Here is a 14005-nt window from a genome sequence, read left to right as displayed (position 1 = left end):
CCGGAAGGGGGAAACCAGGAATGATCTACGAGTTGCGCATCTATCGCTGCCTGCCGGGGCGGCTGCCGAACCTGCTCAAGCGGTTCAACGACCACACGCTGAAGATATGGGAGCGCCATGGCATCCGCCAGGCCGGCTTCTGGACGACAGTGATCGGCGAATCCAACAATGACCTGACCTATCTGGTCGCCTGGGAATCGATGGCCGAGCGCGAAAAGAAGTGGTCCGCCTTCCAGGCCGATCCCGAGTGGATCGCGGCGCGCAACGACAGCGAGAAGGACGGTCCGATCCTGTCCAATGTCGCGAGCCAGTTCCTTCAGCCGACGGCCTTTTCGTCGGTTCGCTGACGCGACCATCCCCATCGAATGACAAAGGGCGGCCCTAGGGCCGCCCTTTTCATATTCCGGTGGGTTGGTCCGCGGCTCACTCGACGGTGAAGCGGGTGGTGCCGGCCGAGCGGCTGTAGAAAATCGTCACCTTGCTGACCTGGCAGAGGTTCACGCCGCGGAACTCGGCGGTCTCCTGGTCGTCATAGACAACCTTGATGTCGAAGCTGCATTCCGAGGCGCCGCGCGGAAAGCGGACGTTCAGCTGCTGGCCTTCCTCGAGGCTGTCATCGCCCATGAGGTCGTCGCCCCAGCTGTTGCGCGAGGCTGCGCTGACATAGACCTCGTCGATCGTGTAGCCGGTGCGGTTGACCAGGACAAAGTCCTGCTGAGCCTGGGCATTGGCAGCTTCCGGAGCCGCGAGAAGAAGGGCGGCGAAAGCCGCAATAAGGAAAGCGCGCATGGGATGTCCAATGCAAAAAAGGGGGAGGTTGCTGGATCATTCCGGCCCTTTAGGGGGCCTGAAATCCAAGACAGGTGTTTAGATCGCGTGGCGTCGGATTGCCACTCGCTAGAAACACCCATGCGACGGAAAGCCGCGTCAGTGCCGGTGTTTCAGGACGGAGAGCTCGATGGGCTTTCCGTGGGGAGTTGCCTCGGCCGCCGCATGCCAATCGTCTGTCGTCCGGTCGATCACGTCGCCGGTGGTGACACCCTTGGCAATCACCAGGCTCTCCAGCGCTTTCAGCCAGTGCTGGTAATAGGTCTCACCCGTATCAGGGTCGCCTGCCGCCTGCGCCGCCTTGATCTCGCGCGACAGGTGTTCCGCCCATTCCGGCCAGGTGAACAGGCCCTTGCCATGGAGCGTCACGGCCAGCGCGAAGGCATGAGCCTCCCACGGCTCGCGGAACACCGGCCCTTCTGCATCGCAGGGAATGTGGGGCAGGGCGGAGAGGTCGGGCAGCGTCGAGGGGGCGGTCATGCGGGGCTCAGATAGCTTTCCCAGGCATCGACGGAGACCGTGACGGTCGGGTCGGCGCCAGCCTCGAACAGGTCGGTTGCGGCAAAGCGCACGGTATAGAGCCATTGTGGCTGTTCGCCGAGGCCGGCTGCATGTGCGTCGGGGAAGACGTGGGCGCCATGGCAGTGGGTGACGAGGCCGGGCTTGCCCTGGACATAGCGCGGCAGGCGCGTGTGGCCGGTGGGCTGCGGTACCTGGCGGGTCAGTACCCGGTCACCGACGGCGAAGCGGGCAGGCGATGTCACCGCACGTGTGGTCGGATTGCCGCGTGCGAGGGCCGCGTCAACCGCATCGGCGGTCAGGATGCGGGCGACCGGCTTTGGCGTGCCCTGCGCGTGGCCGGCTACCAGTTCGGTCTCGTTGACCAGGCCCGCATCGGCCAGCAGGCGTTCAAGCCCGCGGATCCAGAGTTCGTAATAGCTCGAAGAGAGGTAGTCCGGCAGCTGCTCGCGGGCCGAGCGCGAAATGTCGAGGTTCCAGGCGCCCGTCGCGCCCATGGCGAGGGTCAGCCCGAGCGCGCGCCTTTCCCAGGGCGCGTGGAACAAGGGTTCGTTCGGCTCGAGGACCACGGGGCCGAGGTCGGCCCGGCCGCCAATGTCGGCATTGGCCTGGTAACTCATGCCAATGGCCCTTCGACGATGCCGGTGCCGATCATCGAATCGCGCGAGACCAAGGCGGCGAGTTCGTCCTCGCTCAATCCATCCGTGCCGGCCGGGCGTTCAGGAATGACGAGGTAGCGAACTTCCGCGGTCGAATCCCAGACCTTGATCTGCTTGGCCGCCGGCAGCGTGACGCCGAAATCGGCCAGGACCCCGCGCGGATCGCGCACCGCTTTGGAGCGATAGGGCGCTGATTTGTACCAGACCGGGGGCAAGCCCAGGACCGGCCACGGATAGCAGGAGCACAGCGTGCAGACGACCATGTTGTGGGTGTCCGGCGTGTTCTCGATCGCCACCATGTGTTCGCCCTGGCGGCCGGTATAGCCAAGCTCGGCAATGGCGCTTGTAGCGTCGGACAAGAGCCGCTGGCGGAAGGCCGGGTCGCTCCAGGCCTTGGCGACGACGCGCGCGCCGTTATGCGGGCCAACCTTGGTCTCGTAGGTCTCGATCAGGCGGTCGATGGCGGCCGGATCGATATAGCCCTTTTCGGTCAGGATCGTCTCGAGGGCGCGCACCCGCGCATCCATGGGCGACAGGTCGCTGTGGTCGTGATCATGGTCGCTGTGGTCGTGATCATGGTCGTGGTGGTGATGATCATGGTCGTGGCCATGATCGTGGTCGTGCGGGTGGTCGTGATCGTCGTGCATGGGCGCCTCGTCCTGGCGTCCAAGCTAGCGCGCCTCAGCGCGAACTGGAAGGCAGGAACACGAAGGCGCGGCGAACCACGAAGACGGCCGCGAAGCTGAGAGCAACCGCTACCGCCTTGGCCGCGATAGGGCTCGCTCCGAAGCCCTCGATCATCAGCGTCACGCAGACGGCGGTGATCAGCAGTCCACCCAGCCCGGTCATCGCGAATTCAAGGAACAGCCGGAGCGGCGACTTGCCCGTGGCCGCGCCGTTGAACACGAAGCGCGACGACAGGATGAAGTGGACGATCAGGCCGAGCGAGTAGCCGATGGAGGCGGCGATCGCGGGGCGCAGGCCGAGATCGGCAAGCTTCAGGAAGGTCGCGGAATCAATCGCCAGGGCCAGCACACTGACGATGCCATAGAGGCCGACCTGCCGGATCAGCGGCCAGGGCAGGCGCGCGGCCACAAGGCGGAACATGCCCGTGAGCGCCCGCGAGGGCACGGCGAGATCAGGCGCGCTCGCCGACACGACGCGGAACCATGCGGACACTCGACAGGGCGCTCTGCTCGCCGGATTCGCCGGCCTCGTGATACTCAGCGTCCTCGTTGACGTTCCAGATGTCGTAGAGTTGTTCGCCTGCCATGATGTTCTTGACCGTCAGCATGGCGGTCATCATCGCATGGTCCTGGTTGTTATACTTGTGCATGCCGTTCCGGCCGACCAGATGCAGGTCGGGGAAGTGCAAGGCCAACTCGGAACGGATCGCCTCGACGTTCTGCTTGTAGCTGTCGTCATAGACCGGATAGGCCTTCTTCTGCCGGACGACGCAGCCGTCGATGCAATCCTCGGCAGTGGCGAGGCCGATTTCCGCCAGTTCCTTCTTGGCGAGCGCGATCAGGTCCTCGTCGCTCGTCGTCCAGAGGCCGTCATTCTCGAAGCAGAAATATTCGAGGCCCAGGCAAGCCAGATTGGCGTCCGGCACCATTTCCGGCGACCAGGAGCGGAAATTCTGGATGCGGCCGACCTTCACCGAGGGCTCGTGGATGTAGATCCAATTGTCCGGGAACAGGTCCGGCTTGTTAACGACCAGGGCGACGGTGATGAAGTCGCGGTAGCGCAGGCGGGCCGCCGCGTCACGGGCTGCCATCGGACGCTGGATGGCATTCGTCAGTTCGGTAATCGGGGCCGACGAGATGACGTGCTTGGCGGTGAAGGTCGTCACCGTGCCGTCGGCCGTCTCGGCCTCGATCGTATGGATTCCGGTCGCCGCGTCGCGCGACAGCGACTTCAGCTTGTGGCCCATATGGATCGTGCCGCCTGCGGCCTTCACCTTGGCGGCTGCCGCGTCCCACATCATGCCGGGACCTTTGCGGGGATATTCGAAGCTCTCGATCAGGGTCTTGATCGGCTTGCCGTCCTTGCCGATGGCAGCGCGGTTCGGCACGATCGACTTGCGCAATGCGCTCGCCATCGCGCTCCACAGGTCCAACCCCTTGATGCGCTGGGCGGCCCAGTCGGCGGAAATCTCGTCGCAGGACATGCCCCACACCTTCTCGGTGTAGGTCTTGAAGAAGATAGAGAACAGCCGCTCGCCGAACTGGTTGGCGACCCAGTCGTGGAAGGTCTCGGTCTTCTCGTTCGGGAAGGACTGCTTGTAGAGGAACGACATCACGCAGAGCGCGGATTCGATGTAGCCGAGATTGTTCAGCGCCTCGAAGGCCTTGAGCGGATAGGAATAGTATTTCCCATCGTAGTAGATGCGGCTGAGACGTGGACGCTCGATGAAATCCTGCGGGAGGATTTCCTTCCAGAGGTCGACGACCTCGCGCGATTTCGAGAAGAAGCGGTGACCGCCAATGTCGAACAGGAAGCCCTTGTAATCGACGGTGCGGCTGATGCCGCCGACATAGGTCGGATCGGCCTCTATGATGGTGGTGGATATGCCATCCTTGGTGAGCAGATAGGCCGCAGTCAGCCCTGCGGGCCCGGCGCCGATGACGAAGACGTCGGACGCATGCTCAGCACTCATGACTAACCCCGTACACAAGCCGGAGGACGCGGATCGACGCCAGTTCCCCGGAACTCACCCATTGATCACATCCCTAGCGAGCAAACGTTAAGAACCCGGAAGCGCGGTGCGTATCTGTGGGTTTCCGGTGGCTTAACCGGCCCGCAACAGCTTCGCTTTAGAAGATGCACATGATTGGCCCGGCGCCTTGCCGGTGGTGGAGTTGCCGGATGACCATCTCAAACGACTGTGCGGCCGAGCGCAAGCCGCTGGTGGCGCATCTGGGATGGCAAGTGATCGCCGCGCTCGGCGTCGTCATGGTGATGGGTCGCGAACTCGCGCTGCGCGGTTCCGAGCTCGCCCGTCATCTTGGCGAAAGCGACGACGCGACCCGCCTGGTCCAGGTGCGCGAATGGCTCGCAGGCCGCTCATGGTTCGATCTGCATACCGAGCGGTTCGGCCTTGCCGATGGCATGACGAGCCATTGGTCGCGCTTGCTGGACGCGCCGATCGGCGGATTAATCCGATTGTTCTCGCTGTTCGCGGAGCCGGACCGAGCCGAGATTCTGGCGCGTGCAGCATGGCCGTTGCTGCTGCTGATCCCGCTCTTTGCGATCATCGTTGGCACCACGGAGAGGCAGGGCGGCCGGATCGCGGCCCTGCTCGCCATGTTCTACACGGCGACCTGCATACCCGCGCTCGAGAAGTTCGCCATCGGCCGGATCGACCACCACAACGCAATGATCGTCTGCGCCATGGGGTCCATCCTGTTGGCGATGCGGGCCTATGCCGTGCCGAGGCTGGCCTGGTGGGCCGGCGCACTGGCGGGTCTCGGCCTGGCGATCGGATATGAAGGGATCGTGCTGGCCGGCGTGCTGTTCGCAACTGTCGTGCTGATTGGATTGGCCGATGGCCGTCATGCCGCCTTGGCTGCGCGGGTGACCGGGGGCGCGGCGCTGACGCTCGCTCTGGCCCTGGTTGTAACCGTGCCGCCCGGCCGCCTGATCGCCATCCACTGCGATTCCCTGGCGCTCAATCTGGTCCTCGCCATGGGCATCGGCGCTGCTGGTGTCGGTGTGATGGCCTGGTGCTTCTCGTCAGCATCATGGCTAGTTCGGGCGCTGGTCCTTGCGCCCTTCGCGATGGCGGCCGTCGCGGCCTATCTGCTGAGTGAGCCGGCCTGCCTCGCCGGGCCGTTCGGATCGGTTTCGGCCGTCACGAAGGACTATTGGCTGGACAATGTGATGGAGACCAATTCCATCCTGCAGTTTGGTCGCAACGCGCCCGCCGCGGCGGGTGCAGCCGCGCTCTTTCTTGGGTTGGCACTGGCCGTCCAGGTCTCGATCTGGCGCAAGGCGCCGGTTGATCCTGGCAACATCCTGATGACCGCAACGGTTGCGGCAGCGATCGGGCTTGCCTGCTGGCAGGTCAAGCTGATGCCCTATGCGACCTTGCTGGCGAGCGTGCCGCTTGCCCTGTTCGCGGCGCAGATCGGCCCGCAGCGCCTGGTCTCGGAGGTCATGGCTCGCGCGCTGTTCGTTCTCGTCGGCAACCTGCTGGTGCTGCAGGTCCTGCTGGTCGGCTTCACGCCGGTGTCTGCTGCCAGCGGTCCCTCACGGGAGGACTGTTCGACAGGAGCGGTCTTGAAGCCGCTGGCCGCACTCGCGCCCGGCCGCGTTCTGGCGCCCATGGATATCGGTGCGTTCATCGTCGCCCACACGCCCCACAATGTGCTGAGCGCGCCCTATCACCGGCTCGATGCGGCAATCGTCGAACAGGCGGCGCTGTGGACCGCAACCGACATGGCCGAGGCCGAGCGGCGGATGCGCGCTGACGGCATCCGCTATGTGGTGAATTGCGCGGGGCTCAACGAGCCCCTGGCGCTGGCGCAGACGAATCCGCCGGGCCTGCGCGTCCTGCTTGATGCCGGCCGCGTTCCCGATTTTCTCGTACCCGTCGCCCTGCCTTTGGCCTCGCCGCTGACGGTCTACCGGCTGCGCTGACCGCTCAGCCGTTCATCTTGCGGGCGAGTTCCTCGGCGCGGAGATCCTTGCGCAGGATCTTGCCGACATTGGATTTCGGCAGATCGGTGCGGAACTCGACGAATTTCGGCACCTTGTAGCCGGTCAGATGGTCGCGGCAGAAAGCGCGCACCTCGTCTGATGACAGGTCCATGCCGGGGCGGGTCACCACGAAGGCCTTGACCGCCTCACCGGCCGCACCGTCCGGCACGCCGACCACGGCCACTTCCAGCACGGCCGGGTTCTTCGCCAGCACGTCCTCGACCTCATTGGGGAACACGTTGAAGCCCGAGATCAGCACCATGTCCTTCTTGCGATCCACGATGCGGAAATAGCCGTCCTCGTCCTGGGTCGCGATATCGCCGGTATAGAGCCAGCCATCGCGAATGGTGTTCGCCGTCTCCTCCGGGCGCCGCCAGTAGCCCGCCATGATCTGGGGACCGCGCGCCACGAGTTCCCCCGGCTGACCAGTCGGGACTTCGTTGCCGGCATCGTCGACGCATTTGATGTCGGTCGAAGGGATCGGAATGCCGATCGTCCCGGAGCGGACATTGTCGAGCGGATTGAAGCTGAGGACGGGCGAGGATTCGGTCAGCCCGTAGCCCTCGGTGATGACGACACCGGTGACCTCCTGCCAGCGCGTGGCGACGGCCTCCTGCAGCGCCATGCCGCCGGCGGACGAGATCTTGAGGGTGCGCGGCGGGTTGGCCTTGAACCATTCCTCGTTGTTGAGGCCATTGAACAGGGTGTTCACACCGGTGATCGCACTCACCGGGTATTTCTCGAATGGCTTCTTCAGGTTGGTCAGCGGACGCGGGTTCGGCACCAGCACGTCGTGGGCGCCAAGATACCAGAAGCCCAGCATGTTCACCGTGAAGGCGAAGATATGGTAGAGCGGCAAGGCGGTCAGCACGGTTTCCGTGCCCTTGATCATGTCGCTGCCGAGCATCTCGATCGACTGCGCCATGTTCATGAGCAGGTTGCCGTGGGTCAGCATGGCGCCCTTGGAGACGCCTGTCGTGCCGCCGGTATATTGAAGCACCGCCAGCGTATCCGGACCGACGCCCTGCTCGAGGGAAGCCGGATCACGGCTGGACCGCATGGCCTCGCCCTGCTTCAGCGCCGCCTTGAACGTCGTATGGGCAACCGGCACCGGCTTGACCGACTTGTCCTTGTAGCGCTGCACCAGTCCAACCAGTGTCGCCGGCAGCCAGGGCATGAAATCGGTGATGCTCGATACCACCACATGCGGCACCGCCTTGCTGGCGAAGGCGCGCGGCAGCTTGTCGGCGAACATGTCGATGATGACGAGACAGTCGGGCTCGCCGTCGGCGAACACGTGGCCCATCTCCTCGGCGGTGTAGAGCGGGTTGACGTTGATCAACACAAGGCCGGCCTTGAAAACACCGAAGGCGACAACCGGGAAAGCCAGCGCGTTCGGCGTCTGGAGCGCAACGCGCGCGCCGGGCTTCAGCTTCAGGACCTCGCGCAGATAGAGCGCGAAAGCGTCCGACAAGCGGTCGACCTCGGCGAAAGTGAGCATGCCGGCCATGCCATTGGGCAGGCAGACCGAGAAGGCTGGGCGCTGGTCATAGGTGCGCGCGATCGACCGGACCATGGCGGCAAGCGACGGGAACGGAGGCTCGTCGATCGTATGGCGGACACCCACCGGGTAGAATTTCGTCCAGGGGCGCTTCGGGGCATCAGCAGTCGTGGTCATGGTGACCTCCGGCTCAGAGATATCGCGGACTACCCCTTAGCCGCCTGAAGGCCTTCGGCAAATCCCTCAAGCGGCATATCGTGGCGGAACTGCGGGAACAAACCAGCACCCGGCATCGTGACATGTCAGCGCAGCTTGCCCGCGGCCCGCAGGACGAAGCCGATCACTTCGGCAACAGCGCGGTAGAGTTCCTCGGGGATTTCCTCTTCGAGGCCGACGCCGGCCAGGGCCTCCGCCAGAAGCGGGTTGCCTTCGATCGCGATGCCATTCTCCCGGGCTGTCTGGATGATCTTCTCGGCGATGATGCCGCGGCCTGTCGCGATGACCTTCGGGACTGCCGACTGGCCGTGCTCATATTCGAGTGCGACGGCGATCGCGGGCTTTTTCGGCGTGTCTTCCGTGCTCATGTCGTCCGATCCAGCAGGTGGGGACGGGTGACGGCATGGGGCTCCAGCCGGGGGTCGGCCGGCTTTCCGGCGGCGATGGTCACCTGGTCGATGGAAAAGGCCGATGCCTCCAGCGCCTGGGTGAGATCGCGGCTCGATGATTGCAGCCGCGCCGCGATGGTCTCCCGCTCGGCCCAGAGCCTGACGCCGACATGGCCATCGCGCAAGCGGATCGCCGCGTGTACGGGCCCGAGAGGCTCGGCATCCATCGAGAAGCGCAGGGTCCAGTCGCGCCGCGGCTTCGCGCCGGGCTGTCCGGCGCTTTCCTGATCCTGCTCGCGGGTGATCTGGAACTGCATGATCGCCGTCTCCGGACCGAACCGCACGGGGATCTCGGTGGTGACCTGCGCGGCGATCTCGGGCCGCTGGCTGTCCCCCTGGTCGGGGAGCGAAGCCGCCTGCAGCAGGGTCAGCCGGGCGAGGGCGGCTTCGGTCTTGTCGCCAAGCCGTTGCGCGATCTCGGCCAAGGTCGATCCCGCCGGAATGGAGGGGCCGGCCGGCTGCTGGCCTTGCGGCAAGGCTCCGCGCAGCGGCGGGCGAGCGTGGTCGAGGCCGCGCTCGGGGGCATCCTCCATCGGCATTCCGAGATCGTTCATCCAGCTGCCGAGAGCCTGGCGCAGGCTGGCGAGCGTCGCCTTCAGGTCGGGCGGCGGCGGAGCGCCCTGGGCATTGGCGAGCGTCGCCTCCAGGAATATTCCCGACTGCGCCACGGCGCGCTGCAGAGCTGCCGGGGACGCGGCACCTTCCGCCGGCATCTGGAAGCCGAGGAGGCTCGCCAAGGCCTGCGCGACCGGTTGCGGCAGCGGGGCCATGGTGCCCGCCGCCTGGCGCCCCAGGATCGCCGTCGCATCGGCGAACAATGGCCCAAGCCCATCCTGGCGCACGGCAGCACTGCGGACGGCCTCCATAAGCGCCTCGCGGGGCGTGGCGGCGGGTTTGGGGCCTGCCACGCCGTTGGCATTGGCCTCGCCCGCGCGGGCGAGATCGGTCGATCCTCTTGCCGCGACCGCGACTTGTCCGCCGTCCACGATGCCGGCGCCCGTAGCCTTGGCGCCTTCGCGGCCGACCAGGTCGACGAAGGCCGCGACGATGGTGGCCATGGCCTGCGCCGGGGACGCGAGGTGCGGGCCGCTGGCGGCGGCCGGCGGCGGTTGTGAGCCCGCGGGCACTGCAGTTGCCTGCGGCAGTTCGGTCATCAGAAGCAGCGCCTGCCCCTTCTGCTCCACCTTCATGGTGAGCGCCGCGCCGACGGTCAGAGGCTCCGGCGTACTGACATCGAGAGTGCTGTCGCCAATGGTCAGGCGGGCGACATCGTTGGCAAGCATGGCCGTGACCTTCGCCGAAACGGTGTCGCCGGCCTTCAGCCCCAGCGCCTGCAGCAGCGTGCGGATCTGGTTGTTGTCGGCGGGCGTGATAGCCGCCGCAGGCTTGACGGGTTCTACGCTCATCGGGCGCTCCGCGTTGCCTCGGGGGGATCAAGGATACGAGCATGACACCAGCGGCTCGGAAAGTCCTGCAGCACGGCTCTTTGGTCAAATAGCGCTGTGCATTGCAACGGCTGGCTTGACTCTGGGGGAGGAAGGTTTGGAAGCTGCAAGAATGGCTGCGATGCCCGATAGCGGGTTTCGAGCAAGGGTCTGTTCATGCTGCTTCAACCCCATCTCTGGCTGCAAGGTCTCCTGCCCGTCGCACTGGTTGCCGGCGGTGCCTTGTGGTGGAAGCAGGCCGATATCGAGCGCGATCTCTCGGAGCGCACCAGCCGGGCGATCGCGGCTGTCTCGCCGATGGTCGATGGCAAGCCGTGGGCCAATGTCACCGTCGTCGGACGGGACGTGACCATTGCAGGCCAGGCACCTGCCGATCTCGACCTGTCGCGCTCGGAAACCCTTGCCGAAGGCACATTCGGGGTCAGGCTGGCGCGTGTCCCGGCCGGACTCCTGCCCGAGGCCAATCCGTTCGGCTGGTCAGCGCGGCGGGACGGGCAGAAAATCAGTCTTTCAGGCTTTGTCGCGACGGACGGATCGCGCGCCAGGATCGTGGAGGCGGCGCGGCAGGCCCTGCCGGGCGGCGAGATCGTCGACCAGATGATCTCCGCTCGCAATGTGCCCCCCTCTGCGGCCGAGACGGCCGTCGTCGCGCTCGCCCAGCTTGGCCGTCTGGCGAACGGATCGGTATCTCTCGCCGGATCGACCCTGAGGATTACCGGCGGCGGCGCCGACGCGGCGACGCAGGCCGCAATCTCGTCGGTGGTCGCCGGGCTGCCACAGGGAGCATCGCCCAGCCGGGTCGTGATCGACCAGCCCGATCCGCCGCCAACGGTGCCGCCGGCGCCTGGATCTGCTGCTCCCGCGCCTTCCGTGCAGGCCCCTGCGACTTCCCAGACGGCGTCCGCCCCAACAACCACAGCGGCACCGCTGACGGCATGGACGGCAACGAAGTCCGGAACCGGCGTCGTGCTGGGCGGATCGATCGCCTCCGAAGACGCGAGGCGGCGCATTCTTGCCGCTGCGCGCGCGGCCACTGCGGGGCGGATTACCGATGGCATGACGGTTGCCGCCAATGTGGCGCCGGCCGCCGAGGCCCAGGCCATCGCAATTCTGCGCCAGATGGCGGATCTGACAGCCGCGCAGGCAACGATCTCCGACAAGGCGGTGTCACTGTCGGGCCAAGCCTCGGATCCCGATGGCTATGCCCGGCTGAGCGTCACGCCGCTTCGCCCGATCGAGGGATTCAGCCTCGGCGCCGTCGAGATCACGCCGCCACGCGTCGAATTGTTCTCGTGGCGCGCCCGCAAGCGGGACAACATGCTGATGCTGGACGGGCTCGCGCCGTCGTCCAACGAGCGGATCGCAGTGCTGACGGAAGCGGCCGCCGGTGGCCTGCGTGTGGTTGACGAGATGCGCGTTGCGACCGGGCTCTTGCCTGGTATCGACTACGGCAAGGTCACCGGCGCGCTGGTTGCGGCTCTCGCGCGCCTCAGCGACGGCAGCGTCGAGATTTCGGGCTCGCGCGTGGCAGTCACCGGACGCGCGCCGGATGCCGCGACAGCCGATGCGATCCGCGCGGGCCTCGCCTTGCTCGGTGCACCGCTGACCGTCACCACCGATATCAGCCTTGTGCCGCCCGCACCGCCTTCCGTGCCGGGGCCGGTGGCCGCAATTGCTCCGGCTGCAGTCCCTTCAGCTGCAGCCCCAGCCGCTCCCATCGCGGCCGCTCCCGGCGCCGTTCCGCCAGGTGCGGTTCCGCCGGTCGCGGCAAATCCTGCAACGCCACCTGCGGGCTCGCCGGCTCCTGTCGCCGCCGTCGCCGCTCCCGGCGCGATCGATTGTGGCCCCCGGATCGCGGCGGCCATTGGTGCCGACCGCTTGCTGTTCGACTATTGGAAGTCCGATCCCAGAAGCGAGGCAGCGCCGGCCTTCGACCGTCTGGCGGCCGCCATGCGCGGCTGCCGCCCGCCGACGAAGATCGAGGTCTCGGGCCATGCCGATATCCGCAATGTCTCCAATTCCAACCAGATCCTCTCGGAATTGCGGGCCCGCGCCGTGCGCGACGAACTGATCAGGCGCGGCGTCGATCCGGCGATCCTGATCGCGGTCGGCTATGCGGCCACGCGGCCGATCGTGCCCAACGACACTGAAGAACACATGGCGCAGAACCGCCGTGTCGACATCACCGACCTGACCGGCCGCTGAGGAGATGCGTCGATGATCTACCTTGCCCAGACGTTCTGGCTCCCCTTGGCATTGACCCTGGTCGGGGGGATTGCCTGGGGGCTGTTCTCGCCGTCCCGTCCGCCGACGCGCGGGACAGTCCGGCTCGTCGATGTCCTCGCGATCGCGATCGTGGCCGCCGGTGTCGCTTCGGTGCTGAAATGGTTGCCGGGGCGCCCCGGCCTCTGGCTCGATACGGCACTCCTGTTCGTGCTCGCCTATGGCGCCGGGTGCGTGTTGGGCGGTCTCCTGCGCAAGACCGAGGCGCGGGACGAGCCGGTCGCCGCCATCGCCACTCCCGCTCCGGCCGTCGAGCCCATGGCGGTTCTGGAAGCTGCCGCCAAAACCCTCACCGGAGCCGCTGCGGCGGCCGATGCCATGGCCCAGGGAACCAAGCCCCAGGGGCTTGCCGAGGCGAGGGACGGCGGAGCCGATGACCTCAAGCTCATTGTGGGCGTCGGCCCGCAGAACGAAGCCAGGCTTCATGCGCTCGGCATCTGGCACTTCGACCAGATCGCCGCCTGGACCGAGAAGGAAGCGCTCTGGGTTGGCGGCTATCTCGCCTTTCCTGGCCGGATCGAGCGCGAGGACTGGATCGGGCAGGCCAAGGCCATTGCATCGGGACTGTCGGCAGGAGTTCCGGACCGGCCGCGCGGCGGGCGCAGCGACCAAGCTTAAGGCCAAACGAAAGGCCTCGACGGGAGCCGTCGAGGCCTGTGGCGGAAAACGTGTCGAAGCCGGCGTCAGCTCAGATAGTGGACGCCAACGGCGATGATCAGACCCCACACGACGAAATTGCCGGTGAGCGTCAAGGCGACGGCCTGGGTCGGGGACATGCGGAACCTCATCGTGTCTCCTTCCTGATGGGGGCTCGGGAAGACGGCGCGATCCTGTCTGAAGCCGACTGCCGCGTCGACCAGAGGATGAAGGAAGGGTTAATCCGAAGTCCCGCCGAGGACCACTCGCCGACATGTCAGGCAGCGTGAGGCAACCTTCCCGCGATGTAGCGGTGTTCCTGCGTCAGGCCGCCGAACCCATAGGCCTCCGCCTTGACGTCGTGGATGTAGACGTAGCTTTCGGGATGAACCGGGCCGAGCAGCTGGCCGAAAGCGTCAAAGATCGTCGCGACATAGGCCGCCTTCTCGTCTTTCGTGTTCGTGCCGTCGACCACCTTGATGTCGAGGAAGAACGAGGCCAGCCCCTGTTCGGCGAGCGACGGTCCTCCGACGAACCAGTGTGCGGCATCGCGCTGCGCGATCGTCACAGCGGTGAGTTCCGGCTTCTTGCGCAGGACGCGCGTGGTGATTGCCACGATGTCCTTAGCGATGCGGGCCGGAAGGTCGACGGACGGCGCGGGCGTGGAATAGGTGATCTGGATGATCGGCATGGAAAGCTCCTCCGTGAGATGGCGGCCATCGATCGACGGCTCATCCCGAGATTTGGCTTTTCCTGTTTCAGAGACAA

General features: G+C 66.0%; 14 protein-coding genes. 4 read left to right on the top strand and 10 right to left on the bottom strand.

What is annotated here, in order from left to right; genetic code table 11:
* Nucleotides 1-20 precede the first annotated feature (20 nt).
* Nucleotides 21-347, top strand: a complete 327-nt coding sequence (locus E8L99_RS00700; protein ID WP_137097751.1) for an NIPSNAP family protein — start codon at nt 21-23, stop codon at nt 345-347.
* Nucleotides 348-423: 76 nt separating this feature from the next.
* Here the strand turns inward: E8L99_RS00700 and E8L99_RS00695 are convergent, their stop codons facing one another.
* The 6 genes from E8L99_RS00695 to E8L99_RS00670 all read right to left on the bottom strand — a co-directional run bounded on the left by E8L99_RS00695 (nt 424) and on the right by E8L99_RS00670 (nt 4665).
* Nucleotides 424-789, bottom strand: a complete 366-nt coding sequence (locus E8L99_RS00695; RefSeq protein WP_137097750.1) for a hypothetical protein — start codon at nt 787-789, stop codon at nt 424-426.
* A gap of 138 nt (nt 790-927) precedes the next feature.
* Nucleotides 928-1308: a nitrile hydratase accessory protein gene (locus tag E8L99_RS00690; protein WP_137097749.1), complete on the bottom strand. Its 381-nt coding sequence runs from the start codon at nt 1306-1308 to the stop codon at nt 928-930.
* Nucleotides 1305-1967, bottom strand: coding sequence for a nitrile hydratase subunit beta (nthB, locus tag E8L99_RS00685; RefSeq protein WP_137097748.1), 663 nt, complete (start codon nt 1965-1967; stop codon nt 1305-1307). The genes E8L99_RS00690 and nthB overlap by 4 nt, the downstream gene beginning before the upstream one ends.
* A complete protein-coding gene (nthA, locus tag E8L99_RS00680; RefSeq protein ID WP_137097747.1) occupies nt 1964-2653 on the bottom strand; it encodes a nitrile hydratase subunit alpha in 690 nt (229 codons plus the stop codon). Before nthA ends, nthB begins: the two co-directional genes overlap by 4 nt.
* Nucleotides 2654-2687: 34 nt before the next feature.
* On the bottom strand, nt 2688-3185 hold the full coding sequence (locus E8L99_RS00675) for a GtrA family protein (RefSeq protein ID WP_137097746.1): 498 nt from the start codon (nt 3183-3185) through the stop codon (nt 2688-2690).
* Complete coding sequence (locus E8L99_RS00670; protein WP_137097745.1) at nt 3145-4665, bottom strand: NAD(P)/FAD-dependent oxidoreductase; 1521 nt, start codon at nt 4663-4665, stop codon at nt 3145-3147. The genes E8L99_RS00675 and E8L99_RS00670 overlap by 41 nt, the downstream gene beginning before the upstream one ends.
* A gap of 209 nt (nt 4666-4874) precedes the next feature.
* Here E8L99_RS00670 and E8L99_RS00665 point away from each other — a divergent pair, with 209 nt between their 5' ends.
* Nucleotides 4875-6647, top strand: coding sequence for a hypothetical protein (locus E8L99_RS00665; RefSeq protein WP_137097744.1), 1773 nt, complete (start codon nt 4875-4877; stop codon nt 6645-6647).
* A gap of 4 nt (nt 6648-6651) precedes the next feature.
* On the opposite strand, the gene E8L99_RS00660 is transcribed toward E8L99_RS00665, so the two are convergent.
* The 3 genes from E8L99_RS00660 to E8L99_RS00650 all read right to left on the bottom strand — a co-directional run bounded on the left by E8L99_RS00660 (nt 6652) and on the right by E8L99_RS00650 (nt 10279).
* Complete coding sequence (locus tag E8L99_RS00660; RefSeq protein WP_137097743.1) at nt 6652-8385, bottom strand: AMP-binding protein; 1734 nt, start codon at nt 8383-8385, stop codon at nt 6652-6654.
* A 125-nt stretch (nt 8386-8510) separates the two neighbouring features.
* Nucleotides 8511-8792: an EscU/YscU/HrcU family type III secretion system export apparatus switch protein gene (locus E8L99_RS00655; RefSeq protein WP_137097742.1), complete on the bottom strand. Its 282-nt coding sequence runs from the start codon at nt 8790-8792 to the stop codon at nt 8511-8513.
* Nucleotides 8789-10279 (bottom strand): flagellar hook-length control protein FliK, encoded by a 1491-nt coding sequence (locus E8L99_RS00650; RefSeq protein ID WP_137097741.1) that lies wholly within the window; start codon nt 10277-10279, stop codon nt 8789-8791. The genes E8L99_RS00655 and E8L99_RS00650 overlap by 4 nt, the downstream gene beginning before the upstream one ends.
* A 195-nt stretch (nt 10280-10474) precedes the next feature.
* On the opposite strand from E8L99_RS00650, the gene E8L99_RS00645 reads away from it, so the two are divergent.
* Both E8L99_RS00645 and E8L99_RS24070 read left to right on the top strand, forming a co-directional pair.
* Nucleotides 10475-12523: an OmpA family protein gene (locus E8L99_RS00645; RefSeq protein WP_137097740.1), complete on the top strand. Its 2049-nt coding sequence runs from the start codon at nt 10475-10477 to the stop codon at nt 12521-12523.
* Nucleotides 12524-12535: 12 nt separating this feature from the next.
* Nucleotides 12536-13219, top strand: a complete 684-nt coding sequence (locus E8L99_RS24070) for a hypothetical protein (protein WP_315862563.1) — start codon at nt 12536-12538, stop codon at nt 13217-13219.
* A 295-nt stretch (nt 13220-13514) separates the two neighbouring features.
* Here E8L99_RS24070 and E8L99_RS00635 read toward each other — a convergent pair whose 3' ends face one another.
* Nucleotides 13515-13928 carry a tautomerase family protein gene (locus E8L99_RS00635; RefSeq protein ID WP_137097739.1) on the bottom strand — a complete coding sequence of 138 codons (414 nt, stop codon included), beginning with the start codon at nt 13926-13928 and terminating at the stop codon, nt 13515-13517.
* Nucleotides 13929-14005 lie beyond the last annotated feature (77 nt).

It is taken from the genome of Phreatobacter aquaticus, assembly GCF_005160265.1.
GTDB classification, from domain to species: Bacteria; Pseudomonadota; Alphaproteobacteria; order Rhizobiales; family Phreatobacteraceae; genus Phreatobacter; species Phreatobacter aquaticus.
This window is presented reverse-complemented; position numbering and strand designations above follow the sequence as displayed.